The sequence below is a fragment of the Allobosea sp. genome (assembly GCF_030695125.1).
Taxonomy (GTDB): domain Bacteria; phylum Pseudomonadota; class Alphaproteobacteria; order Rhizobiales; family Beijerinckiaceae; genus Allobosea.
The window spans coordinates 391,344-416,217 of the sequence record NZ_JAUYTP010000016.1 but is presented as its reverse complement, the minus strand read 5'-3'; the positions used below and the strand labels follow the sequence as shown (position 1 = coordinate 416,217).

The window sequence follows — 24,874 nt, the reverse complement described above, 5'->3', positions numbered from 1 at the left end:
CTTCTCGGTGGTCGCCGCATTCTCGGCGTTCTGCTTCACGTTGGCCGCCATCTCCTCCATCGAGGACGAGGCCTCCTCGGTGGACGAGGCCTGCTCGGTCGAGCCCTGCGAGAGCTGCTCGGCGCTGGCCGAGAGCTCCTGGGAGCCGGCCGACATGTTCTCGGCCGCCGTGTTCACCTGGCCGACGACCTCACGCAGCTTCTCGACCGTGCCGTTCAGGGCGGTGACGAGATCGCCGACCTCGTCATTGGACTGGACCTTGGCAGTCTGCGTCAGGTCGCCCTCAGCGACTGCATTCGCCAGGGTGACCGCTTCGCCGATGCCGCGGCTGATGCCGATGGCGATCCAGGTGGCCGCCGCGAGGCCGATGAGCGCAGACGCAGCCAGGATCGCGACGAGGAGCATTTCTGCGAAGGATGCGGCGGCCGTCCCGGCAGCGCCCATTTCATCCATGCGCTTCTCGACATAGCGCGCATAGGCCTCCACGGTGGCCAGCGACTCGCCCAGCGCCTTGCGGCCGTCGCTGCGGCTCAGTTCGGCCGCGCGGATGACGCCGCCCTCGCGGGCGATGTCGACGGCGCGGAGGGCGACGGCCTCGACCTGGCCGACCCGGCTCTGCAGCGTCTCGGCGGAGATGCCGACGGCTTTCACTCGCTCGGCTGCCATGTCGGCCGCGCGCTTCAGCCTTTCCATTTCGGCCAGCGCCGTCCGGCGGCGCTCCTCGAGGGCGGTGAGCGAGGTCGCGGTGAAGGTTTCCACCAGCGAGCGCAGCATCCGCGCCGTCTGGTAGCGGGCTGCGACGACCTGGCGCGCAGCCTGTTCGTGCTCGACCGAGCCGCGGCTCTTGTCGAGATCCGCCAGCAGGCCGTCGAAGGCTGCATTCTGCGCGGCGAGCACGGCCTGGCCTTCGGTTTGCCAAACGGCATCCGCCCGCGTCGCGGAGTTCAGCTTCGCATTGCGGATGACAGTGTCCTGCACCTCGTTCAGCGCCTTGGCCGTGGCCATGACCTGGTCCATCAGCCGCTTGCCCTGCTCGGACGCGGAGGCATGGATGTCCCCGCTGAGCTGGGTGACCTTCTGGCGCCGTGCGATCAGCTCGGCCGCGGCCGCTTCGAGCTCGGCTTCCGAGGAGGCGATGATGGCGTTCTTCTCGGCACGAACCTGGCCCTGGAGCTCATTCTGCAATTCGCCGAGCTTGACGATGCGATGGCCCTGGCCAACGATTTCCTGCTGCGAGCGGTCGAGCGCGGCGAGTTGTTGATAGGCCACGCCACCTGCGACCATCGACAAGCCGATGATCCCACCGAACGTCACGAACAGTTTGGCCTTGATCGAGAAGCGCATCGGAAGCCCCCTTCGCCCCAGCAAGTGGGAAATCGGATTCAGCCCAGAATCCGGGACATGTCGGGAACGATGACGAATTCATCGCTCCATTTGGTGATGAAACGGATGAACTCGGGCCGCCAATGGCTGCCGAGACGCGGCGTCTGCTGTGTGTGCCGCGTCGAGACCTCGGTGACCTCGTAGACCTTGTCGGCGAGCAGCCCGAGCGTGACGGGATCGCCGTCGATCTCGACCTCGACGACCACGATGCGCGTGTCGGCGGTCTGCTCCGTCCTCGGCATGCCGAAGCGGATGCGCAGATCCGCCAGCGGAATGACGTTGCCGCGGACATTGATCAGCGCCGGCAGGAAGGCGCGCGCCCCGGCGACGCGCGTCACCGGCACCGGATCGATGATCTCGCGGACCATGTCGGTCTCGACGGCGAAGATCTCGTTGCCCAGCCCGACCATCAGCACCTGGAGATCGGTTTCGGCGACGGGCGGAGCCCCGGCATGGGCGCCCTGCGGGCCCTGCATCTGAACCTGGTTCATCACGCGGCCTCCGGCGTTCTGTCGCTCTCGGCCCGGGCCTGGCCGAGCGTCACGAGCTGGGCGACGTCCATGATCAGCGCCGCCGAGCCATCGCCGAGGATGGTCGCGCCGGAGAACATGGTGACGTCGGAATGCAGCTTCGACAGCGACTTGATCACCGTCTGGTGGCTGCCGATGATCTGATCGACGACGAGGCCGACGCGGGTGTCGCCGATCGAGGAGACGATGACCTTCTGGTGCGGATCGGCCTGGCCTTCCGCGTCGAAGACGTCGCGCAGGCGCAGGAAGGGCACGAGCTCGCCGCGGACATTGAGGAAGCTGCGGCCCTTGGCGCGGGCCTCGGCTTCAGCCGTCAGCTCGATGCACTCCTCCACCGCCGAGAGCGGGATGATGTAGCGCCCCTCGCCGACCCGGATCAGCAGGCCGTCGATGATGGCCAGCGTCAGCGGCAGGCGCAGCGTCACCGAGGAGCCGTGGCCGGGGATCGTGGTCAGGTCGATGGTGCCGCGCATCGCCTCGATGGTGCGCTTGACCACGTCCATGCCGACGCCGCGGCCCGAGAGCGCCGAGATCGTCTTGGCGGTCGAGAAGCCCGGATGGAACAGGAACTGATGGATCTCGTGCTCGCTGAGATTGGCGCCGGGCGCGATCAGCCCGTTCTCCTCGGCCTTGGCGCGGATGCGGGCGGTGTTGAGGCCGGCGCCGTCATCCTGCACGGTGACCAGCACCTGCGCGCCGACATAGCGGGCCGACAGCTCGATGCGACCCGTCGCCGATTTCGAGGTGCGGGCCCGGTCGTCGGCATTCTCGATGCCGTGGTCGATGGCGTTGCGGATGAGATGGACCAGCGGATCGGCGAGACGCTCGATCATGGTCTTGTCCATCTCGGTCTCCTCGCCGATCGTGACGAAATCGACCGGCTTGCCGAGATCGCGCGAGAGATCGTGGACGAGGCGGCGGAAGCGCCCGAAGATGGAGCCCATCGGCACCATGCGCACGCCCATGGTGGTGTCGCGCAGGCCCGAGGCCAGGCGCTCGATCTCCTCCGCGATCGCCTTGATCGCGAGATCGGTGCCGGAATGGGCGATCTGGCTGAGGCGGGCCTGGGCGATGACGAGTTCGCCGACACGGTCCATCAGCTCGTCGAGACGCTCGGCCTGGACGCGCACCGTGGTGCCCTTGTCCTCGGCGCGGCGGTTGAGCTCGGCTTTTTCGGGGGCGGCGGCGGCCGGTTTGGCCGCAGGCGTGACGGCCTGCGCCGCGGGCGCGGCCTTCGCCTCGGGCGCGGGTTCGGACACGGGGCCGGGCGCCTCGCCAGGCATCGACATGTCGAGCCCGAAACCGGGCCGCCCGGCTGTGGCGAGCGGGGTGATGACCAGCTTCATCTCGTCGCGGACGAACATGAAGACATCCTCGATCTCGTCCTGCGAGCAGGTGCTGTCGAGCGTCACGGTCCAGGAGATCAGGCAGCTCTCGGGCTCCAGCTCCTCGAGCACCGGCACGGCGCCGAGATCGGCCTCCACGGTGCAGGGCCCGAGCGCGCGCAGGTCGTCGAGCAGGACGAGCGGGTTGGTGCCGTTGCGCAGGATTTCGGGCTCGAAGGCGATCTCGATGCGCCAGCCGGTCTCGGCCGGCCCGCCGGAGGCAGATGCGTCGGCGGCATCCGGTTCGTCGGCCGTCGCCACAGCCTTCGCGCCGGCCGAGCCGCCGCCGATCAGGCGCTGCAGCTCCTCGACGATCGCCTCGCCGATGATCGGGTCGGTGGAATCGGGATCCTCGATCAGCGTGCGGATGTAGTCGCGCGCCGAGAGCGACACCGTGACGATGTCGTGGTTGGCGTCGATCTTGCCCTTGCGGATCAGATCGAAGGCGGTCTCGAAATCATGGGTGAAGGCCGCGACCTTGTCGAAGCCGAACATCGCGCCCGAGCCCTTGATCGTGTGCAGCGCCCGAAAGGCGGCGTCGATCAAATCGCGATCCTGCGGCGTCTGGCCGAGATCGAGCAGCACCGTCTCGAGCGAATCGAGCAGCTCGGCGGCTTCCTGCCGGAAGATTTCCGTCGGATCGAGTTCCATCAGGCCCTCACGAGTTTGGCGACAACGCCGAGGAGCTGCTCGGGCTTGAAGGGCTTGGTGATCCAGCCCGTCGCGCCGGCGGCCTTGGCCTCCTGCTTGACGGCATCGTCGGATTCCGTGGTCAGGAACACGATCGGCACGCCCATGAAGGCCGGCAGCGCACGCAGCGCCTTGATCATCTGCATGCCGTTCATCACCGGCATGTTGAGGTCGGTGATGACGAGGTCGAAGCTCTGCGCCTTGGCCTTGGCCAGGCCCTCAGCGCCGTCGCCGGCCTCGACGACAGTGTGCCCGGCCGGGCCCAGCACGAGCTTGATCATCTGCCGGACGCTCGGCGAATCATCGACGGTGAGGATGGTGGCCATGGTCAGATCCCGGACAGTTCGGAAGGCACAGTGCCGGGCGGCGTCACGCCGGCCCGGTGGAAGGCGGAAGCGACGGCGTCGCTCGTGCCGGTGAGGGCGAAGGGCAGGTCGCGGGCGGCGCAGCTACGCTGCGCGCTGACGATCATCTGCACGAAGGTGATGTCGACCTGTTCGATGACGGAACAGTCGACCTCGATCGACTGAGCAGACGCGATCAACGCGGCCAGCGAAGCCGCCGTCGACTTTGCATGACGCAACGTACAGTCCGGCCCTGGACTGATTTGCGCGACATTGCTCGCGTTTTTACTGACCATTCGATTCACCCGCACACAACGAAACCAATAAAACGCCGCCTACATAACGAGTATTATGATCGTATTGATTTATAATTCACTTAAAGTTCTCGTTTTTTGATTTAATCTATTTTAGACGTCCCTGCGCCGCCGGAGTCGGTCTTGCGCCGTGGGAGTCGGGCCGGCCGCCCCCGTCAACGCTCCGGTAACCATGATCGGGCGAATGGGTTTTCGTGGTTGCCGCTACGTTAACCCGATCGTGGAGCGGCGCGCTTCGGGCTCAGCTCAGCGGCGGCGGCGCGTCTCCGAGGGCTGTTCGCCGAAGGCCTGCCGGTAATCGACTGCGAAATGGCCGCGGTTGACGAAGCCCCAGTGCCGGGCGATCTCCTCGATCCTGCGGGTCGATTGCGGATCCGACAGTTCGGCCCTGACCCGCCCCAGCCGCACCTGCTTGATGTAATCATGCGGCGAGATCTGCCTGTGCCGGCGAAAACCCTCCTGCAGCGAGCGCAGGCCGATACCAACGGCATCCGCGACGTCCTGGACCGTCAGGGGGCCGCTGTCATGGGCATCGATGAAGGCGATCGCCCGCCGGATCTGCCAGGGCGCGGGGGCCGCCGCCGAGCGCTCGAACCAGGCGGAGTAGCGGTGCGGAAAGCGCTCCAGGATCAGCATGATCAGGGAATCGCGCAGCATCCGCGCGGCGTGGGGCGCCTCGGAGATGGCGCCCTCGCCACCCAGGCAGGCCGCCATCGCGGCCATGATGCCGGACAGCGCAGCGCCCGTGCCGGAACCGACCTCGAAGGTGGTCGCAAGGCCGAGCTGCGCCGTCACCGGGCGCTCGAAGGCGTCCTGCAGGGTCCGCGCGACCTCTTCGGCATGGACCGTGAACGTGGAATGGATGCTGCCTTCGGCATATTCGCCGCCTTCGGCCAGCGCCGTGTTGAGGATCAGACCCCGGCCCGGCACGGCGGCGAGCGTCTCGCGGCCGACCGAATAGAAGCTGCCCCCGCTCGCCACGATCCGCAGGGTCAGATTGTCATGCGCGTCGCCGCGCTTGAGCCTCATCCCGCCTGGGTAGGAGGCGTGGACGAGATGGGCCCGAGCCAGCGCATGACCTGTCAGCTTCGCCTCGAAAGGTTCAGTCGGCAGCGGTTCGAGCAGCAGATCGCGGCGCAGAAGAGCGATGAGCCAGGCTTGGGTTTCGCCGACATCGCGGCTGACGAAGCGGTAGGGCGCCTCCGCCTCGGGCGGCCCGGTCGGCGCATTGTCGAGGGAACGTGGCGGCAAGGTGGTCACGATCCCATTTGATGGAGATGACGCTGGGTTATCAAGCCCATGCCTCGGATGGTGGTCATGCATGGTCGTCCGGGGCGGGCACGCCGCAACGGGCTCGAAAGAATGCTGCTGCCTGGTCATGAACAATGAGATCGCCGACGGTGTTGTTCCCCTCGCCCCTGGAGAGACGACGGATGACACCCCATGACGGGCCGCGCATGTCGCGCGGCGCACCGACCGCAACGGCGGCCGCAGTCGGCAACTTCTGGCGCGAGGCCGGTCCCGGGCGCTGGTTCGCGAAGGATGAGGCCTTCGACACGCTGTTCCGGGAACGCTTCATGCCGCTGCATCTTGCGGCGGCACGCCGCGAGCACGACGGCTGGAGCGACACGGCCGAGGGTTCACTCGCGCTGATGGTCCTGCTCGACCAGTTCCCGCGCAACAGCTTCCGCGGCACGGCCCATATGTACGCCACCGACCCGCTTGCGCTGCATTTTGCCCGGCGCGCGCAGGCGATGGGCCATGGCGCCGCCATCGAGCCGGCGCTGCGGCTGTTCCTGCACCTGCCCTTCTGCCATTCCGAGAACCTTGTGGACCAGGACCTCTCGGTCGCACTCAGCACGCCGCTCGGCGGCGAGGCGGCCGAGCATGCGGAGGGCCATCGCGCGGTGATCCGGCGCTTCGGGCGCTTCCCCCACCGCAATGCGCTGCTCGGGCGGGAGACGACGCCGGAGGAGGCCGCCTTTCTGGCCGAGGGCGGCTTCGCGGGCTGAGGGCGATCAGTCCTCCGGGATCAGACCGGCGGCCGCGCCCGCCTCCAGCGCCGCGGCGCTCTCGTCCTTGAGCCCGACGCCGGTCAGCGCGCGGCGGAACCCCTGGTCGATCAGCCAGGCGAGCTTGAAGGCCGCCTCGGCAAAGCCCAGCCCGCCAGGGCGGATGTTCGAGATGCAGTTGCGCGCCTCGTCGGTCAGGCCGATCCGCGGCGCGAAGGTGAGATAGGCGCCCAGCGAATCCGGCGAGGACAGGCCGGGCCGTTCCCCAATCAGCACGAGGACCATGCGGGCGCCCAGCGCCTGGCCCGCGGCGTCGCCGAGCGCGACCCGCGCCTGCGAGGCGATGACGATCGGGGCCAGCGAGAGCGAGTGGCGCCGGAGGAAAGGCAGCAGCGCCTCGACGAGCGGCGCGGCGTTCTGGTGGATGGCGGTGGAGGACAGCCCGTCGGCGACCACGATGGCGAGATCGAACCGCCCACGCCGCGCGTGCGATGCGGCCAGGCTCTCCGGCGACAGGCTGCGGCCCCAATCCGGCCGGCGCAGATAATCCGCGCGGGAACGAGCCGCGCTTTCGACGGCCAGCGTCTCGATGCCGAGCCTGGCGAGCGCAGCGGCGACCTCCTCGGGCCGGAAGGGCGCATGCACCGCGTCGCGCGCCTGGGCATGGGCGAGGCCGAAGCGCAGCACCTCGCGCATCGGCAGCGAGGCGCCCGTGCGCCCGAGCGCGATGCGGGCGGGGGTCAGCCGCGCGAGATCGGCGAAGCGGCCTGGGGCCGGCGGCTTCTCCGGCCCGCTCATGCGGCGCGGTCCTGCATCGCCGCGAGCAGCGCGGGCCCGCCCTGCCCGGCACTAAGACGACCCGTCGCGTCGGTGATGTCCATGCGCAGCAGCCAGTCCTCGAATTCCGGGGCGCGCCGCAGGCCGAGCACCTCGCGGATATAGAGCTGGTCGTGGAAGGAGGTCGATTGGTAGTTCAGCATCACGTCGTCGGCCCCGGGCACGCCCATGATGAAGTTGACGCCAGCCGTGCCCAGCAGTGTGAGCAGCGTGTCCATGTCGTCCTGATCGGCTTCGGCATGGTTGGTGTAGCAGATGTCGCAACCCATTGGCACGCCCATCAGCTTGCCGCAGAAATGGTCCTCCAGCCCGGCGCGGATGATCTGCTTGCCGTCATAGAGATATTCCGGGCCGATGAAGCCGACGACCGTGTTGACCAGCAAGGGCTGGTAGGCCCGGCAGACGGCATAGGCGCGCGCCTCGAGCGTCTGCTGGTCGACGCCGTGATGGGCGTTGGCCGAGAGCGCGGCGCCCTGCCCGGTCTCGAAATACATGAGGTTGTCGCCGACCGTGCCGCGCTTCTGCGAGCGGCCGGCCTCCAGCCCCTCCTGCAGCAGCGCCAGCGTGACGCCGAAGGAGGCGTTGGCGGCTTGCGTGCCCGCGACCGACTGGAAGACGAGATCGACCGGCGCGCCCTGCTCGATCAGCGCAATCGAGGAGGTGACATGGGTCAGGATGCAGGCCTGGGTGGGGATGTCGAAGCGGGCGATGACGCCGTCGAGCAGGCGCAGGAGCTCGCCGATCCGGGCCGTGCTGTCGGAGGCCGGGTTGATGCCGATGACCGCATCGCCGCAACCATAGCGCAGCCCGTCGATGGTCGAGGCGAGGATGCCGGCGGCATCGTCGGTCGGGTGGTTGGGCTGGATGCGCACCGCCATCCGCCCGGGCAGGCCGAGCGTGTTGCGGAAGCGTGTCACGACGCGGCATTTGCGGGCGACGAGGATCAAGTCCTGGTTGCGCATCAGCTTGGAGACCGCGGCTGCCATCTCCGGCGTGATTCCCGGTGCGAGCCTGGCCAGGACCGCCGTCGTCGCGGCTGCCGAGCAGAGCCAGTCGCGGAAGGCGCCCACCGTCAGCGAGGCGATCGGCGCAAAGGCCACCGCGTCATGGCCGTCGATGATCAGCCGCGTGACCTCGTCGGCCTCGTAGGGGATAAGCGCCTCGTGCAGGAAGGTGCGCAGCGGCAGGTCGGCGAGCGCGATCTTCGCCGCCATCATCTCTTCCAGGCTGTCGGCCGCCAGCCCCGCCAGCCGGTCGCCCGAGCGCGGCGGCGTCGCCTTCGCCATCAGCTCCTTCAGATCGCTGAAGAGATAGCTGCGCGTGCCGATCGCGACGCGATACCCCATCGACACTCTCCCGGGCGGACGGCCCCACGGCCGCGCCGCCATAACAACCATTCGGGAGGGTCCAAGCAAGCGGCGGGCCGTTGGATAAGGCATTCGCCCTCACCCTCCCTCCAGCAGAGCGGGTCATCCCGGACGCAGCGCAGCGGAGATCCGGGATCCATTCCTGAGCGCATGCTGGAGAGGTTCCGGAATGGGTCCCGGGTCTCCCTCCGGTCGCCCGGCATGACTCGCGTATTTCACGCTCGCCGCGAGCCCGGAATCCCGCAGGCGTGAGGGCTCTTGCACAGGCCGTTCGCACTGACGCGCCATTGCCGCCACAGGCCCCGCCGCTTATCCGTTGCCTCCGAAGCGGGAGCAGACCCGCCTGTTGACCGAGGGACGCCATGGCCGAACCCGCCCAGACCGACCGCCGCTCCATTGGCCGCTTCGACTATGTCGTCATCGGCGCGGGCTCGGCGGGCTGCGTCGTCGCCAACCGGCTGTCGCGCGATCCCACGTCACGCGTGCTGGTTCTGGAGGCCGGCGGACGGGACGATTGGATCTGGTTCCACATCCCGGTTGGCTACCTCTTCGCCATCGGCAATCCGCGCGCCGACTGGCTGTTCAAGACCGAACCCCAGGCGGGCCTCGGCGGCCGGGCGCTGGCCTATCCGCGCGGCAAGGTGGTCGGTGGCTCCTCCGCGATCAACGCCATGGTCTATATGCGCGGCCAGGCGGCCGACTACGATGGCTGGCGCCAGCACGGGCTTTCCGGCTGGGGCTGGGGCGACGTCCTGCCGTATTTTCTCGCGCATGAGGACCATATCGGCCCGGGCGAGAGCGGGGTGCATCGAAGCGGCGGGGAATGGCGCGTCGAGCATCCGCGCGTGCGCTGGGCGATCCTCGACGCCATCCGGGAGGCAGCGGCCGAGGCCGGCATCGCCAAGATCGACGACTTCAACACCGGCGACAACGAGGGCTCCTCCTATTTCCAGGTCAACCAGCGACGCGGGCGCCGGCTGAGCGCCTTCAACGCCTTCCTGCGGCCGGTGCTCGACGCCCGCGAGAAAAATCTCAGGCTGGAGATGGGCGTGCTGGTCGAGCGCGTCGTGATCGAGGACGGCCGCGCGACGGCGGTCGAGTTCAGCCATGGCGGCGAGAAGCTGCGGGCCGAGGTCTCGGGCGAAGTCGTGCTCTCGGCCGGCGCGATCGGCTCGCCGGCGCTGCTCGAGCGCTCAGGGATCGGCGACGGAGCAAGGCTGCAGGGGCTGGGCATCGCGACGGTGGCGGACCTGCCCGGCGTCGGCGAGAACCTGCAGGACCATCTCCAGATCCGCCCTGTCTACAAGGTCGAGGGTGTGCGGACCCTCAACAGCGACTACGCCAAGATCTGGCGCCGGCCGCTGATGGCGCTGCAATATGCGGCGATGCGCAGCGGGCCGCTGACGATGGCGCCCTCGCAGGTCGGCGCCTTCGCGAAATCCTCGCCAGAGCAGGCGACCGCCAATCTGCAGTACCATTTCCAGCCGCTCTCGCTGGATTCCTGGGGCTCGGGGCTGCACCCCTTCGACGCCTTCACCGCCAGCGTCTGCAATCTGCGCCCGACCAGCCGCGGCCATGTCCACCTCAAGACGCCCCATGCGCAGGACGCGCCCGCGATCTCGCCGAACTATCTCGACACGCAAGCCGACCGGCAGGTCGCGATCGACGCGATGAAGCTGACGCGCCGCATCGTCGCGCAGGCCTCGCTGTCGCGCTTCCGGCCGCAGGAGCATCTGCCGGGCCCGGCGGCGACGAGCGACGAGGATTTGCTGGACGCCGCGGCGCGGCTGGGGACGACGATCTTCCATCCCGTCGGCACCGCCAAGATGGGCCGTCCCGACGATGCCCGCGCCGTGCTCGACGAGCGGCTGCGGGTGCGCGGGGTGGCGGGGCTTCGCGTGATCGACGCCTCCGTCATGCCCGCGATCACTTCGGGCAATACCGCCAACCCGACCATGATGATCGCCGAGAAGGGCGCGGCGTTGATGCTGGAGGATGCGAAGGCGGTGTGAGTCTCCTTCGGTCACGGGACACCTGCGCTCGTCACACAAGCGCGAGTCGTCCCGGGCGACCGGCAGGGAGACCCGGGACCCATTCCGGAACCTTTCCGGCAAGCGCTCCGGCATGGATCCCGGATCTCCGCTTCGCTGCGTCCGGGATGACCCGCGCTTGATGGGAACGCCCCAGAACTGCTGGGATCGCGCAGGATTAAGTCAGTGCGACGGAAGCCGGTGAACTCTCGGGCGATGCAAGGACGACGATGACCGAGCTGCCGCCCCGAGACGAGACACGCGGCCCCCTCGCCCGCCTCCTCTTCGCCATCCTACGGGCGGTGCTGACCGTCGTCGTCGTCTTCGACGAGATCGCCCGGCCGCTCTACCGGCCGCTGGTCGACTGGGTGGCGTCACTGCGGATCGTGGCGCGAGCGGAGGCCGTGATCGCGCGTCAGTCGCGGCTGGCGATCCTGGCGCTGCTGGCGGTGCCCTTCGCGATCGCCGAGCCGCTGAAGCTGCTCGGGCTGGTGATGATGGCCGATGGCCGGTTCCGGACCGGCCTCATCGTCTTCGCCTTCGCCCATCTCGTCAGCTTCCTGCTGGTCGAGCGAATCTACCATGCCGGCCGGGAGAAGCTGCTGACCTATCGCTGGCTCAACTGGCTGATGACCCTGCTCGACCGGCTGCGGCGCCGGGCGCTCGACTGGGTCCGCAGCAGCGCGGCCTACGCCTTCGCGCGGCGGGCACGCGACGCGGCGCGGGCTTGGTGGCGGGGGCTGCGGGCGTAGGCTTTATCGATCTTCGACGAAACACGCCGTCATCCTGGACCAGCCGCGCAGCGGCGCAGGCCGGGATCCATCATCGGGCGCCGTCCTGCCCTACGATGGATCCCGGGACGACCTTCGGTCGCCCAGGATGACGGCGCGGTTGGTCGATCGTGACGAGCCTTAGACCACCTGATTGCGCAAGGTCGTCTCGCCGCGCGCAAGCCGGGCGAGGTTGTCGACCAGCAGATCGACGACATTGGTCTCGTAGGCGCGGGTCTCGCCAGCGCTGTGGGGCGTGACGATGACGTTCTTCATCGCCCAGAGCGGTGAGGCCGCCGCCAGCGGCTCCTCGACGAAGGTGTCGAGGCCGGCGCCGGCGATGCGGCCTTCCGACAGCGCGGCGACCAAAGCCTTCTCGTCGACGACCTTGCCGCGCGCGACATTGATCAGCAGCGCGCCGGGCTTCATCGCCGCCAGCGCCGCAGCGTCGATCAAATTCTCCGTCTCCGGCGTCAGCGGGCAGGTCAGCGCGACGATGTCGGCCTGCGCCAGCACCTCGTGAAGCTGATCGGGCCGGACGATCGCCTCGATGTCGGGATGCGGTTCCGGGCTGCGGCGCACGCCGATGATCCGCAGGCCGAAGGCGGCCGCCAGCGTCGCCAGCCGCAGGCCGATGCGGCCCAAGCCCACAATGACCAGCGTCTTGCCGCCGAGTTCGTCCTCGCGCCGGGCGCGGTCGCCGATCATCGGCCGCCAGGTCGCGGCGGTCTGGTTGTCGCGGGCGAGGTGGATCTGGCGGGTCAGGCCGAGGATCAGCGCCATGGCGTGCTCGGACACGGCCCGCTCATTCGCTCCCTGAGCGCTCGCCAGCCGAATGCCAGCCGCCGCAAAAGCGGCCTTGTCGTACTGGTCCGTGCCGGCACTGACCGACTGGACGAAACGCAGCTTGGGGCAGGACGCGATCAGCTCGTTGCGCCAGAGACCCGACACCACCACGACATCGGCCTCCGGCGCCCGCGCCTTCAGCTCGTCGAGCGAGCGGACCTCGAAGCTTTTGGCGGCATGGCCGCGCGTCGCGAATTCGGCCTGCAACTGATAGGCGGCATGGGCGAAGCAGATGGTCAGGTCGCTTCCGGTCGGCAGAGCAGGCATCAAAGCAATCCTCGGGGGGTGAGACGGGCGGCGGCCACCTTAGCCTGCCGCCGCGGCTTCCCGCCACGGCGCAGACGCAGCGCCCGCCGCTCAGCCGCCATGCGGGAAACAGGCCAGCGCGGCCTCGAGCCGCGTCCAGCCCTGCGCATCGCCCGGCAGGCCGAAGCGCAGCCGAGTCGGATCGGCCTGGAAGCGGCGTACATAGAGCCCGTGGGCGCCGAGATGGGCGAAGAGCGCCGGCGCATCGGGCGTCGCGAGCAGCCGGAACAGAGCGGTGCCGCCGATGATCTCGCCCCGCGGGGCGAGCAGCGCGTCGAGCCTCGCGGCGTCGGCGGCGCGCGCGGCGCCGGCCTGCGCCCGCCACTCGGCATCGGCGAGCGCCTGCGCGCCGATCGCGAGTGCGGGACCGGCCACGGCCCAGGGGCCCATCGCGTCGCGCAAAGCGTTCACCAGATCCGCCTCGCCGACGGCGAAGCCGAGCCGGACACCGGCCAGACCATAGGTCTTGCCGAAGGAGCGCAGCACCAGCGTCGCGGGCGGCAGGGCCGGGACCCGGCTCGCCTCGGGCGCGAAGTCGCAGAAGGCCTCGTCGACGATGAGCAGACCGCCGCGGGCGGCGCAGCGTGCGGCGAGCGCGGTCAGCGCCTCCTGCGGCAGCAGGCGCCCATCGGGGTTGTTGGGGTTCACCACCACCACCGTCGCGGCGTCGTCGGCCTGCGCCAGCGTGTCAGCCTCGACGACCGTGGCGCCCATCTTCCGCCAGGCGAGCGCATGCTCGGCATAGGTCGGCCCCAGCACGGCGACCGGCCGGGCCCCGACGCGATCCGGAACGACCCGTGGCAGGAGATCGATCAGGATCTGCGTGCCGGGCGCGGCGACGATGCCGGCATCGACCGGCACGCGATAGGCGTTTCGCGCCGCCACCAGCAGCGCCGCCTCGTCATCGGCGGCGGGCAGGCGCTGCCAGAGGCTTAACGGCAGCGCGGGAAGCGGATAGGGGATCGGGTTGATCCCGGTGGAGAGATCGATCCAGGGCTCGGGCGCTTCCGGAAACAGCGCCCGCGCCCGGCCGAGATCGCCGCCATGCCAGATGCCCCCGGTTCCCATCGTTTCGCCCATGGCTTTTTCTGATCTCTGGCCCGACACACTGCTTCTGCTGCTGGCCGCGCTCGCGATCGAGGCCGCGGTCGGCTATCCGCAGCGCTTGTATGCGCGGATCGGCCATCCCGTCACCTGGATTGGCGCGCTGATCGCCGGGCTCGACCGCCGGCTGAACCGGGAGACGGCCGGCTTCGCCGCGCGGAAGGCGGCAGGCGTGGCCGCGCTCCTCATCCTGCTCGCGGTGACGCTGGCCGGGGCGCTCGCGCTGACGGCCCTGTGCCGCCTGCTCGGGCCGGCGGGGCTTTTGCCGCTGGCGCTGCTCGCCTCGACACTGCTGGCGCAGCGCAGCCTGCACGAGCATGTCGCGGCCGTCGCGCAGGGGCTGGAGACGGGCGGCCTCACCGAGGGGCGCAAGGCGGTATCGATGATCGTCGGCCGCAATCCCGACAGCCTCGACGAGGCCGGCGTTTCGCGCGCCGCGATCGAGAGCCTGTCGGAGAATTTCTCCGACGGGGTCGTGGCGCCGGCCTTCTGGCTCGGGGCCGCCGGCCTGCCCGGCATCATCATCTACAAGGCGATCAACACGGCCGATTCGATGATCGGCCATAGGACGCCGCGCCACCTCGCCTTCGGCTGGGCCTCGGCGCGGCTCGACGACCTCGTCAACCTGCCGGCCTCGCGGCTGACCGCTCTGCTGATCGTGGCGGCTGCGGCGCTCGACCGCGATGCCGATGCGGCGGGCGCCTGGCGGGCCGTGCGCCGCGATGCGAACCGCCACCGCTCGCCCAATGCCGGCTGGCCGGAAGCGGCGATGGCGGGCGCGCTGGGCCTGAGGCTGGCCGGGCCACGCATCTATGGCGATGTCACGGTCGAGGATGGCTGGATGGGCGATGGCCGGGCGGAGGCGACAGCGGCGGACGTCCGGCGGAGCTTGCGGCTGTATCGCAAGGCTTGCGGGCTGCTGTGGGGGTTGGCGGGGTGTGGCGCGCTGATAGCGCTGCTACTGTCGCGGGGGTGAGCAGGCTGGCTTACGGCTGGCCGCTGATTGCGCTAAAATCAGTCCTGAGGCCGGATGGGAAGGCGATCATGGGCACGCATGTGACGATCGACGACGACGTCGTCCGCGCCGCCGAGAAGCTGGCGCGGGAGCAGGACCGCACCGTCGGGGAAGTGATCTCCGATCTGGCCCGGCGCGCCCTGCCGGCGGAGCCGGAGATCACCTACAGAAACGGCTTCCCTCAACTGCCAAGCCGCCCCGGCGTCGTGGTCACGTTGGAACTGGTGAACGCGCTTCGCGATGAAGAGCCGTGACGTATCTGCTCGACGTCAACGTTCTGATCGCGCTCATCAACCCGTCTCACGTTCATTCCTCGGTTGCACATGACTGGTTTTCGTCCCGTGCCAAAGAGTCATGTGCGACCTGTCCGATCGTCGAAAACGGCGTAGTGCGCATCCTTGGTAACCCGCGCTATCTGTTTGCGCCGGCACAATCATCACCTGCCGGTGTCGCGCGGGTTCTGAGTGAACTCCGCTCCATTCCCGGACACGTTTTTTGGCCCGATACGGTCAGTCTGTTTGACGACGCGATCGTCGATCTCTCACGGCTGCGCCATTCAAAAGAGGTGACCGATACCTATTTGCTGGCGCTTGCGTCATCCAAAGGCGGGAAGCTGGCGACCTTCGATGCGCACATCGCCACCGCAACAGTCCGTGGCGGCGCCGACGCGCTTCACCTCATCCCCACCGCCTGAACGCCCCCTCAAAACTCGATCCCCTCCTGCGCCTTCACGCCGGCGGTGAAATGGTGCTTCACCAGCGTCATCTCGGTCACGAGGTCGGCGGCCTCGATCAGCTCCGGCTTGGCGTTGCGGCCGGTGACGACGATGTGGAGATCGGGCCGGCGGGCCTGCAGCGTGGCGACGACCTCGGCCAGCGGCAGGTAATCGTAGCGCAGCGCGATGTTGAGCTCGTCCAGCACAATCAGGCGGATGCTCTCATCCGCCATCAGCTCTTTGACCTTGTCGAAGGCGCGGGTGGCGGCGGCGATGTCGCGGGCCTTGTCCTGCGTCTCCCAGGTGAAGCCCTCGCCCATGGTGTGCCAGGCGATCTGATCGCCGAAGGCGTCCAGCGCCCGGCGCTCGCCAGTCTCCCAGGCGCCCTTGATGAACTGCACCACGCCGACGCGCCAGCCATGGCCGAGCGCGCGCAGCATCAGCCCGAAGGCCGCCGTCGACTTGCCCTTGCCGGGGCCGGTGTTGACGATCAGCAGCCCCTTCTCGAGCGTCTTGGAGGCGACTTCGGCGTCCTGCAGCGCCTTGCGCTTTGCCATTTTCGCCTTGTACCGGGCGGCGTCTTCGGTCTCGTTCGTCATCGTCGTTCTCACGTCACGGCCTGTTCATTTCACCTGCATCGGCAGGCCGGCGACCATGAAGACCACGCGTCCGGCCCTTGCCGCAATCGCCTGATGCAGCCGGCCGGCCTCGTCGCGGAAGCGCCGCGCCAGCGCATTGTCGGGCACAATGCCGAGCCCGACCTCGTTGGAGACGAGGACAACGGGCGCTGTCGCCTGCGCGCAGGCCTCGAGCAGCGCGCGGCCTGCGGCGGCGGTGTCCTGCTCGGCGAGGATCAGGTTGGTCAGCCACAGCGTCAGGCAATCGACCAGCACGGGGCGCCCCTCGGGCAGGCCCCGGATCGCCCCGGGCAGGTCGAGCGGCGCGTCGAGCGTGATCCAGTCCGCGGGCCGGCGGGCGCGGTGCTCGGCGATGCGGGCCGTCATCTCGTCGTCCCAGGCCTGGGCGGTCGCGATATAGGCCCAGGGGGGCGCCAGCGCCTCGATCAGCGCTTCGGCATGGCGGCTCTTGCCCGAGCGGGCGCCGCCGAGGACGAGGGTGAGGTGGGGGATGTTCACGCGCAGCGACCTCCGCCGTCATGCTCGGGCTAGCCCCGAGCATCTCTTGCAAGAGATAAACGAGACATGGGATTCTCGGGTCTACGCTTCGCTTCGCCCGAGAATGACGGCGTCCTGCATTGCACAGCCTCTCGCACATGGCTAATGATCGTCCCCGACGGTGCCTCCGCGAGGAGGTGAAAAGGGAACGCGGTGCGATGCCGCGGCTGCCCCCGCAACTGTAAGCGGCGAGTTCCGCGCCATCGGCCACTGGGAGCGATCCCGGGAAGGCGGCGTGGAATGACCAGACCCGCGAGCCAGGAGACCTGCCGTCGACAGTGTTCCTATGGGCCCATCGGACGGGGTGTTCCGACGGCGGCTGTGTTCGCGTGGCGATGGTCACGCGGCTCCGTCCTTGGGAACGTTGGCCGGTCGCAAGACCGGCCGCCTTCTGACGGAGACCGGAACCATGACGCTGCGCAACCGCCTGACCCTCGCCTTCACCGCCCTGCTCTGCAGCCCGGCGCTCGCCCACCACCCGATGGGCGGCAGCACGCCTTCGACACTGACCGACGGGCTGCTGTCGGGCCTCGGCCACCCCATTCTCGGGCTCGATCACCTCGCCGCGCTGGTCGCGGTCGGCCTCGTCGCCTCGCGCTACGCGTCCGGCGCACTGCTGCTGCCCGTGCTCTGGATCGCTGGCATGGGCTTAGGCGCCTTCGCCCATATGAACAGCATCGATCTGCCGGCCGGGGAGATGCTGGTTGCCGGCAGCCTCGTGCTGATCGGCGCCATCGGCGTGCTCAAGCCTTCGCTGCCGCTGCCGGCTCTCGCCGTGCTCTTCGCCGCCGCCGGCTTCGCCCATGGCCACGCGCTCGCTGAATCGATCATCGGCGCCGACACCGCCGTGGTCGGTGCCTATCTCATCGGCCTCGTCGCGATCCAGGCCACCATCACGGTCGGCACGATCCTGCTGGTGCGGCGTCTGTTCTCGATGCCCGCAAACCTGCCGGTTCGGGCGGCCGCCGCCGCCATGGCCTGCATCGGCCTCGTCTTCCTGATCGCCGCCCTGCCCGCGACGGCCTGACGCCGGCTCGATCATGAGCACGTCCCTGCAGCAGCCGCGCCCGGAAACGGGCACGGCGCCCGTCCGCATCCTCGTCTGCGCGACCTGCCGCGCCGCCGGGGGCGACCCCGACGCGCCCCGTCCCGGGGCCCTTCTCGCCGCCGGCCTTCGCGACGCGCTCGACCCCACGCTCGATACCGCGGTCAGCGTCGAGACGGTGGAGTGCCTCTCCGTCTGCAAGCGCCCCTGCACGGTGGCGCTCAGCGGCGAGGGCCGCTGGACCTATGTCTATGGCGATCTCGACCCGGCGACGGGCGTCGAGACGCTGCTCACCTTCGCGCGCCAGTATCGCGAAGCCCCGGACGGCATCGTGCCCTGGCGCGAGCGCGCCGAGGCGATCCGCAAGGGCGTGGTCGCGCGCCTTCCTCCCCTCCCGATCGCGGGTTCCCGATGAATTCCCTGACAAAGACCCCCTGCACCATCATCACCGGCTTCCTCGGCGCCGGTAAGACGACGCTGGTGCGCCATCTGCTCGAGAACGCCGAAGGCAAGAGGCTCGCGGTGCTCGTCAACGAGTTCGGCGATCTCGGCTTCGACGGCGAATTCCTCAAGGGCTGCGGCATTTCCGGCTGCACGGAAGAGGACGTCGTCGAACTCCCCAATGGCTGCATCTGCTGCACGGTGGCGGATGATTTCGTGCCGGCGCTGGAAAAGCTGCTGAATCGGGCCGACCCGCCGCAGCACATCCTGATCGAGACCTCGGGGCTGGCTCTGCCCAAGCCGCTGGTCCAGGCCTTCAACTGGCCGGCGATCCGCGCCCGCGTCACAGTCGATGGCGTGATCGCGGTGGTCGACGGGCCGGCGGTGGCCGAAGGCCAGTTCGCCGACGACCCCGAGGCGCTCGCCGCCCAGCGCGCGCAGGACGCCTCCGTCGACCATGACAACCCGCTGGAGGAGGTCTTCGAGGACCAGATCCTCTGCGCCGACCTGATCCTGCTCAACAAGAGCGACCTGATCGACACAGCGACGCGCGAGCGGGTGAAGGGCGAGATCGCCGCGCATCTGCCCAAGGCGATCAAGATCGTCGAGACCCGCCATGGCACGATCGAGCCCGCTCTGATCCTGGGCCTTAGCGCCGCGGCGGAGGCCGACCTCGCCTCGCGTCCGTCTCATCACGGCGATGGCGAGGACCATGAGCATGACGATTTCGATTCGGTCGCGCTGGCGCTGCCGGCCGGCCTCGCGCCTGAGGTGCTGTCAGCCCGCCTCGGCAAGGCGGCCGAAGCGCAGGGCGTGCTGCGGCTGAAGGGCTTCGCCGCCGTGCCGGGCAAGCCGATGCGGCTCGTCGTGCAGGGCGTCGGCCGCCGCGTCAGCCATCATTTCGACCGGGCCTGGACCGAGGGCGAAGCGCGCGACGGGCGTCTCACCGTGATCGGGCTCAAGGGCTTCGACGTGACGGCGGTGGAGGCTGCGCTCGCCGGCGCCTGAGCGGCGGCCCTTTCGAAAGCCAGGCATGCATCTGCTCCCGACCAGCGAGATCAGGCTCGACGACGGCGAGGACGCCGTCGATCTCGGCTTGGCCGTGGGGGATGTCGTCGTCCTGTCCTTCGCCGACAGCGATCTCTCCGCGCTGGCGGCGGCGGCCGGCAGCAGTGATCTCACTGTCCGCCTCGCCTCGCTGCGGCGGCTGCGACACCCGCTCTCGGTCGATCTCCTGATCGAGAAGACGGTGGCCAGGAGCCGTTTCGTCCTGGTGCGCTGCCTCGGCGGGCTGGACTACTGGCGCTACGGCATCGAGCAGCTCAGCGAAACCTGCCGCGCGAGGGGCATCGCGCTGGCGGTGCTGCCCGGCGACGACCGCGACGACGCGCGGCTGGCAGAGTACGGCACCGTCCCGCCGGCCTGCGCCCGTGCCATCCTGTCCTACTTCCACGCCGGCGGCGGGGCGGAGAACATGCGGCGCCTGCTGGCGGTGGCGGCGGGGTATCTGCGACGGCACGGCGCCCCCTCATCCGGCCCTGCGGGCCACCTTCTCCCGCGAGGGGAGAAGGGCGAAACGGCGCCGGCAACTCCCTTCTCCCCTTGCGGGAGAAGGTGGCAGCGCGAAGCGCTGACGGATGAGGGGGCGCCGTGCCCTCACATCCCTTTGCGCGCCCCCCTGCCCCTCCCGTCCCTCTTCGCGCTCGGCGCCAACGCCGCGCCGATGCCCTGGTGCGAGGCGCTCGCCGCGCTGCCCGACCGGCCCTTCGTGCCGATCCTGGTCTATCGCTCTTCCGTCAGCGCCGGCGACACGGCGATGGGCGAGGCGCTTCAGGCGGCGCTGGCCGCGCGCGGCATGGCTCCTCTGATCCTGGCCCTGACCAGCCTGAAGGACCCCGCTGTCACCGCCGAACTCGCGGCGCTGATCGCGACGCGGCGGCCGGCGGCGATCGTCACCACCACCGCCTTCTCCGCCCGCGAGGGCGCCGATTTCGTGCTCGACGGCGCCGATTGCCCGGTGTTTCAGGCGATGCCGGTCGGCAGTGCCCGCGACGCCTGGGCGGCCTCGCCGCGGGGGCTGTCGGCGACGGACCTCGCCATGCAGGTGGCGCTGCCGGAATTCGACGGGCGGCTGGGAACCATTCCCGTCGCTTTCAAGGCCGAGACCGCCGATCCCGCGACCGGATTGGTGACGCGGCGACTGGTGCCCGACGCGGATGGCATCAAGGCGCTCGCCGACCTCGCCAGCGGCTGGATCGCCCTGGCGTCCAAGCCGGCTGCCGAGCGTCGGCTGGCGCTGGTGATGTCGGATTATCCCGCGCGCGGCGGCCGGGCAGGCTTTGCGGTCGGGCTCGACACGCCGGCGAGCGTCGGGGTGATCCGGGGATTGCTGGCGGAGGCCGGATATGGGGTCGATGTTCCCTCCGCCGTCATCCCGGACGCAGCGAAGCGGAGATCCGGGATCCATTCCGGAGCCTTTGCCGGACAGGTTCCGGAATGGATCCCGGGTCTCCCTCCGGTCGCCCGGGATGACGGCGCATGTGATGAGGAGGATGCGGGATCAGGGCTGATGGCCGCCCTCACCACCGGGCCGGCCGACCTCACCCTCTCGCTCGACACATACAGGACCTGGCTCGCGACGATCCCCGAAGCCGCACGCAACGCCCTCCTCGCCGCCCATGGCGAACCCGAGGCTGACCCCGCTTGCACCGACGGCACCTTCCGGTTCCGCGTCGCCCGTGACGGCGCTCTCTCCATCGCGCTGCAGCCGCCGCGCGATGCGACGCCTGACCGGAAGGCCCGTTATCACGACCCCGACGCGCCGCCTTGCCATGGCTATCTCGCCTTCTACCGCGCGCTGCGCGAGACGGCCGGCATCGATGCGCTGATCCATCTGGGCACCCATGGCACGACCGAATGGCTGCCGGGCAAGGCGGTGGCGCTGTCGTCCTCCTGCTGGCCGCGGCTGGTCACGCAGGGGCTGCCGGTGGTCTACCCTTATGTGGTCGACGATCCCGGCGAGGCGGCGCCCGCCAAGCGGCGGCTCTCGGCGGTGACGCTCGGCCATCTGCCGCCACCGCTGGCGGAGATCGGGGCTGGCGGCGAGACGGCGCTGCTGCGCGACCTCGTCGAGGAGTTCAGCCAGGCGCAGGTTCTCGATCCGCGTCGCGCCGACATTGTCGCCAGCGAAATCCGGGCGCGGGCCCAGGCCAGCGGGCTGGCGGAATCCTGCGGCGTGACGTCCGATCTGCCGATGAGCGAGGCGCTGACGCGGCTCGACGCGCATCTCTGCGACATCGCCGAACTGCCCTTCCGCGACGGCTTACATGTCTTCGGCCAGTCCGCGCTCGACCCCGGTTCGGCGGAGAGCGAGCGCGAGGGGCTGCTGCGCGCGCTCGACGGGCGTTTCGTGGTGCCGGGCCCCGCCGGCTCGCCGCATCGCGGCCGGCCCGACGTTCTGCCGACCGGGCGCAACCTCTCGACGCTCGACCCGCGTGCGATCCCGACGCGGGCGGCAGCGCGGCTTGGGGCGCTGGCGGCGCAGGCCGTGATCGCGCGGCATCTGCAGGATGAGGGCGAGCCGCCGCGCCGCATCGTGATGGATCTATGGGCCTCGCCGACGCTGCGCTCGGGCGGCGAGGACATCGCCCATGCGCTGGCGCTGATGGGCGTCGCGCCGCTCTGGGACGATGCCTCGACGCGCGTCACCGGTTTCGCGATCACGCCGCAGCCGAAGCTCGAGCATCCGCGCATCGATATGACGGTGCGCATCTCGGGGGCCTTCCGCGACACGTTCCCGCAGCAGGTCGCCCTGCTCGACGCCGCCGCGCGCGCGGTCGCGATGCTGGACGAGCCGGACGACTGGAACGAGCCCGCCGCCGCGCGGCGCCGCGGCGAGGCCGGGGCGCGGGTGTTCGGCGCCGCGCCCGGCCGCTATGGCGCGGCCGTCGCCGACCGCGCGCTCGACGGCGACTGGACGACCCGCGACGAGCTGGGCGCGGCCTATCTCGCCGCCTCCAGCCATGCCTATGGCGGCCCGGAGGGTGTAGCCCATGCCGATGCCAGCTTCTCCGCCCGCATCCGCATGGCCGACGCCTTCGTGCATGTCAGCGACACCGCCGGGCGCGACATTTTGGAAGCCTCGAGCGCCGCCGACGTCATCGGCGGTCTCGCGGCCGCGGCACAGTCGCTCGGCGCGAACCCCTCGCTCTACAGCCTCGACAGCTCTAACCCGGAGACGCCGAAGGCGCGCACCGTGGCGGAGGACATCGCCCGCATCGTCCATGGCCGGCTGACGCATCCGCGCTGGATCGCCTCTCATCTCGCCCATGGCTGGCGCGGCGCGGCGGAGCTCGCGGAAGCGATCGACACGCTCTTCGTCTTCGCCGCCAGCACGGATGCCGTGTCGGACGGGCTGTTCGACGCGGTCTTCCAGGCCTGGTGCGCCGATGCCGCGGTCTGGAGCGCGATCGAGGCCGCCAATGCCCCGGCCGCCGAAGCGATCCGCGCGCGGCTGGCGGACGCGGCGCGGCGCGGCCTGTGGACCAGCCGGCGCAATTCGGTGGGGGCGTTTCTGGCGGGCACGCCCGCGACGCGAGAGGCGGCGGAATGAACGCGCCTTTCCCCGAAGCCCTGCGGCGCGGCTGGTGCCCGAGCACGCTCAAGCCGATGGAGACCGGCGATGGCTGGCTGGTGCGGCTGCATCCGCCCGGCGCCTGCCTGACGCCGGCCCAGCTGCGGCGCATCGCGGCGCTGGCCGCCCGGCACGGTAACGGGCTGATCGAGATTTCGGCGCGTGGCAACATGCAGCTGCGCGGGGTGACGGCGGACAGCCATCCAGCGCTGGTCGCGACGCTGCTGGCGGAGCGGCTGGTCGACGAGCATGAGGGCGACGGGCCGCAAAGGCTCACGCTGGTCTCGCCGCTGGCGCACCCGCCACATCCTTCCGGGGCTTCGCGGAGCGACCCGATCGACGCGCTCGCCCTCGCCGCCGCCATCGAGGCGCGCGGGCGCGAGATCGCCGGCCTGCCGGCGAAGTTCGCCGTCATCGTCGACGGTGGTGACACGTCTTCACTCGAGGCCTTCGCGGGAGACATCCGCATCGTCGCGACCGCGCCGGGGCGTGTGGTGATCGCGCTGGCGGACCGGCTCTGGTTCGGCCCCGTCGCCGAAGGCGACGCAGGAGCCGCCGTAGCCCAGGTGATGGCCCGCTTCGCCGCGCGACGGGCGCAGGCGCCCGACGCCATCCGCCGCATGGGCGATCTCGGGGCCACGGAACTGGCGGCGCTCTGCGATCTCCCCCTGACCGAGCCGCCACCCCACCGCCCCGCGCCGCGGCGGGCCGGGCTGTTTGCGCTTCACGCGAGCCATGCCGCACTGATCGGCCTGCCCTTCGGACGAGTGGAGGCCGCGGCGCTCGACCGTCTCGCACAGGCGGCCGAAACACTGGGCTGCCCGGAGATCCGCCTCTCGCCCTGGCGCGGCCTCGCCTTCCGAGGGCTGTCGGAAGCCGATGCGACGACCCTGCTCGAGAGCGCGGCGGCGGAGGGCCTGATCACGCGGGACGACGACCCGCGCCTGTCGGTGCAGGCCTGCGCCGGCGTGCCCGCCTGCAGCCGGGCGGAGGCTCCGGCGATGGCGGATGCGGCGCGGCTCGCCCCAGTGCTGGCGCCCGACCTCGCCGCGGGGCTGACCCTGCACGTCTCGGGCTGCGTCAAATCCTGCGCCCGGCCGGGCGCCAGCGATCTGACGCTGGTCGGCGAGGGCGGGCGCTACCGCGTCGTCATCGGCGGCGGCGCACGGGACGGCGCCGTCGCCACCCTTGACCTTTCCGCCCTGCTGACGCGATTGCAGCGCGGACAGGACCTTCATGCCCGCCTGAGCGCGGCGGGCCGGCTTTCAGGACCGACCAAGTGACGACGGGTTACGACTATATCCGCGATGGCGGGGCGATCTATGAGCGCTCCTTCGCGATCATCCGGGCCGAGGCCGATCTCTCGCGCTTTGCCGGCCGGGCCGCCCATGTCGTGGTCCGGATGATCCATGCCTGCGGCATGACCGATCTGCCTGACGATGTGGAGATGTCGCCGGATTTCGCGGGTGCTGCCGAGGCCGCGCTGAAGGCCGGCGCGCCGATCCTCTGCGACGCCAAGATGGTCGCCAATGGCGTGACGCCGTCCCGCCTGCCGGCGCGCAACCCGGTGATCTGCACGCTCGACGATCCCCGCACCGCGCCGTTGGCCGCCGAGATGGGCACCACGCGCTCGGCCGCCGCGATGGAGCTGTGGCGGCCGCATCTGGCGGGTGCGCTCGTCGTCATCGGCAATGCGCCGACCTCGCTGTTCCGGCTTTTGGAGATGCTCGATGCCGGTGCGCCCAAGCCGGCCGCCGTGATCGGCATCCCTGTCGGCTTCGTCGGTGCGGCGGAATCGAAGCAGGCGCTGGCGCAGGACGGGCGCGTGCCCTTCCTCGTCGTGCATGGGCGGCGCGGCGGCTCGGCGATGGCGGCAGCCGCCGTCAACGCGCTGGCGCAAGAGAAGGAGTGAGCCGGTGAGCTTTGAGCCGG

The 24,874-nt window shown here is 70.0% G+C and carries 24 protein-coding genes and 1 riboswitch; of the genes, 12 read left to right on the top strand and 12 right to left on the bottom strand.

Annotated features, from left to right (window positions below; translation table 11 throughout):
• From Q8S38_RS05265 to Q8S38_RS05240, 6 genes are all read right to left on the bottom strand, one after another.
• Positions 1-1,344 (bottom strand): HAMP domain-containing protein (locus tag Q8S38_RS05265; protein ID WP_305679361.1); only part of this gene is annotated, 1,344 nt, incomplete at its 3' end.
• Between the two features lie 38 nt (positions 1,345-1,382).
• A complete protein-coding gene (locus Q8S38_RS05260; RefSeq protein ID WP_305679383.1) occupies positions 1,383-1,859 on the bottom strand; it encodes a chemotaxis protein CheW in 477 nt (158 codons plus the stop codon).
• Between the two features lie 14 nt (positions 1,860-1,873).
• Positions 1,874-3,952: a chemotaxis protein CheA gene (locus Q8S38_RS05255; protein WP_305679382.1), complete on the bottom strand. Its 2,079-nt coding sequence runs from the start codon at positions 3,950-3,952 to the stop codon at positions 1,874-1,876.
• Positions 3,949-4,314: a response regulator gene (locus tag Q8S38_RS05250; RefSeq protein WP_305679360.1), complete on the bottom strand. Its 366-nt coding sequence runs from the start codon at positions 4,312-4,314 to the stop codon at positions 3,949-3,951. Before Q8S38_RS05250 ends, Q8S38_RS05255 begins: the two co-directional genes overlap by 4 nt.
• Positions 4,315-4,316: 2 nt before the next feature.
• The gene (locus tag Q8S38_RS05245; protein WP_305679359.1) at positions 4,317-4,571 is read right to left on the bottom strand and encodes an STAS domain-containing protein; all 255 of its coding nucleotides are present in this window, start codon (positions 4,569-4,571) and stop codon (positions 4,317-4,319) included.
• Positions 4,572-4,892: 321 nt separating this feature from the next.
• Entirely contained in the window at positions 4,893-5,897 is a 1,005-nt protein-coding gene (locus Q8S38_RS05240) for an AraC family transcriptional regulator (protein WP_305679358.1), read from the bottom strand.
• 182 nt (positions 5,898-6,079) lie between these two features.
• Between Q8S38_RS05240 and Q8S38_RS05235 the strand changes: the two genes are divergently transcribed.
• Positions 6,080-6,658, top strand: a complete 579-nt coding sequence (locus Q8S38_RS05235) for a DUF924 family protein (protein ID WP_305679357.1) — start codon at positions 6,080-6,082, stop codon at positions 6,656-6,658.
• Positions 6,659-6,664: 6 nt separating this feature from the next.
• On the opposite strand, the gene eutC is transcribed toward Q8S38_RS05235, so the two are convergent.
• On the bottom strand, positions 6,665-7,456 hold the full coding sequence (eutC, locus tag Q8S38_RS05230) for an ethanolamine ammonia-lyase subunit EutC (protein WP_305679356.1): 792 nt from the start codon (positions 7,454-7,456) through the stop codon (positions 6,665-6,667).
• Complete coding sequence (locus Q8S38_RS05225) at positions 7,453-8,841, bottom strand: ethanolamine ammonia-lyase subunit EutB (protein WP_305679355.1); 1,389 nt, start codon at positions 8,839-8,841, stop codon at positions 7,453-7,455. The genes eutC and Q8S38_RS05225 overlap by 4 nt, the downstream gene beginning before the upstream one ends.
• A 383-nt stretch (positions 8,842-9,224) precedes the next feature.
• Here Q8S38_RS05225 and Q8S38_RS05220 point away from each other — a divergent pair, with 383 nt between their 5' ends.
• Positions 9,225-10,874, top strand: coding sequence for a GMC family oxidoreductase (locus Q8S38_RS05220; RefSeq protein ID WP_305679354.1), 1,650 nt, complete (start codon positions 9,225-9,227; stop codon positions 10,872-10,874).
• A gap of 248 nt (positions 10,875-11,122) precedes the next feature.
• A complete protein-coding gene (locus tag Q8S38_RS05215) occupies positions 11,123-11,644 on the top strand; it encodes a hypothetical protein (protein ID WP_305679353.1) in 522 nt (173 codons plus the stop codon).
• Positions 11,645-11,803: 159 nt separating this feature from the next.
• Here the strand turns inward: Q8S38_RS05215 and Q8S38_RS05210 are convergent, their stop codons facing one another.
• Entirely contained in the window at positions 11,804-12,775 is a 972-nt protein-coding gene (locus tag Q8S38_RS05210; RefSeq protein WP_305679352.1) for a D-2-hydroxyacid dehydrogenase, read from the bottom strand.
• Between the two features lie 90 nt (positions 12,776-12,865).
• A complete protein-coding gene (gene cobD, locus Q8S38_RS05205) occupies positions 12,866-13,894 on the bottom strand; it encodes a threonine-phosphate decarboxylase CobD (protein ID WP_305679351.1) in 1,029 nt (342 codons plus the stop codon).
• Between cobD and cbiB the strand changes: the two genes are divergently transcribed.
• The 3 genes from cbiB to Q8S38_RS05190 all read left to right on the top strand — a co-directional run bounded on the left by cbiB (position 13,893) and on the right by Q8S38_RS05190 (position 15,627).
• Positions 13,893-14,894 (top strand): adenosylcobinamide-phosphate synthase CbiB, encoded by a 1,002-nt coding sequence (gene cbiB, locus Q8S38_RS05200; protein ID WP_305679350.1) that lies wholly within the window; start codon positions 13,893-13,895, stop codon positions 14,892-14,894. The genes cobD and cbiB overlap by 2 nt on opposite strands.
• 68 nt (positions 14,895-14,962) lie before the next feature.
• Positions 14,963-15,187, top strand: coding sequence for a CopG family transcriptional regulator (locus Q8S38_RS05195; RefSeq protein WP_054142679.1), 225 nt, complete (start codon positions 14,963-14,965; stop codon positions 15,185-15,187).
• On the top strand, positions 15,184-15,627 hold the full coding sequence (locus Q8S38_RS05190; protein ID WP_305679349.1) for a TA system VapC family ribonuclease toxin: 444 nt from the start codon (positions 15,184-15,186) through the stop codon (positions 15,625-15,627). Before Q8S38_RS05195 ends, Q8S38_RS05190 begins: the two co-directional genes overlap by 4 nt.
• 8 nt (positions 15,628-15,635) lie before the next feature.
• Here Q8S38_RS05190 and cobO read toward each other — a convergent pair whose 3' ends face one another.
• The gene (gene cobO, locus Q8S38_RS05185; RefSeq protein ID WP_305679348.1) at positions 15,636-16,247 is read right to left on the bottom strand and encodes a cob(I)yrinic acid a,c-diamide adenosyltransferase; all 612 of its coding nucleotides are present in this window, start codon (positions 16,245-16,247) and stop codon (positions 15,636-15,638) included.
• A 24-nt stretch (positions 16,248-16,271) separates the two neighbouring features.
• Entirely contained in the window at positions 16,272-16,784 is a 513-nt protein-coding gene (cobU, locus tag Q8S38_RS05180) for a bifunctional adenosylcobinamide kinase/adenosylcobinamide-phosphate guanylyltransferase (protein ID WP_305679347.1), read from the bottom strand.
• 141 nt (positions 16,785-16,925) lie between these two features.
• Positions 16,926-17,111: riboswitch (cobalamin riboswitch) on the top strand.
• A gap of 121 nt (positions 17,112-17,232) precedes the next feature.
• Between cobU and Q8S38_RS05175 the strand changes: the two genes are divergently transcribed.
• Genes Q8S38_RS05175 through Q8S38_RS05150 form a run of 6 tightly spaced genes read left to right on the top strand, consistent with a single transcriptional unit; the run spans position 17,233 to position 24,854 of the window.
• Positions 17,233-17,850, top strand: coding sequence for a HupE/UreJ family protein (locus tag Q8S38_RS05175; RefSeq protein ID WP_069056937.1), 618 nt, complete (start codon positions 17,233-17,235; stop codon positions 17,848-17,850).
• Positions 17,851-17,863: 13 nt separating this feature from the next.
• The gene (locus tag Q8S38_RS05170) at positions 17,864-18,283 is read left to right on the top strand and encodes a DUF1636 domain-containing protein (protein WP_305679346.1); all 420 of its coding nucleotides are present in this window, start codon (positions 17,864-17,866) and stop codon (positions 18,281-18,283) included.
• Positions 18,280-19,317 (top strand): cobalamin biosynthesis protein CobW, encoded by a 1,038-nt coding sequence (cobW, locus tag Q8S38_RS05165; RefSeq protein WP_305679345.1) that lies wholly within the window; start codon positions 18,280-18,282, stop codon positions 19,315-19,317. The genes Q8S38_RS05170 and cobW overlap by 4 nt, the downstream gene beginning before the upstream one ends.
• Before the next feature lie 25 nt (positions 19,318-19,342).
• Positions 19,343-22,921, top strand: a complete 3,579-nt coding sequence (gene cobN / locus Q8S38_RS05160) for a cobaltochelatase subunit CobN (protein ID WP_305679344.1) — start codon at positions 19,343-19,345, stop codon at positions 22,919-22,921.
• A complete protein-coding gene (gene cobG, locus Q8S38_RS05155; RefSeq protein WP_305679343.1) occupies positions 22,918-24,225 on the top strand; it encodes a precorrin-3B synthase in 1,308 nt (435 codons plus the stop codon). Before cobN ends, cobG begins: the two co-directional genes overlap by 4 nt.
• On the top strand, positions 24,222-24,854 hold the full coding sequence (locus Q8S38_RS05150; protein ID WP_066721541.1) for a precorrin-8X methylmutase: 633 nt from the start codon (positions 24,222-24,224) through the stop codon (positions 24,852-24,854). The genes cobG and Q8S38_RS05150 overlap by 4 nt, the downstream gene beginning before the upstream one ends.
• The last annotated feature ends 20 nt before the right edge of the window (positions 24,855-24,874 follow it).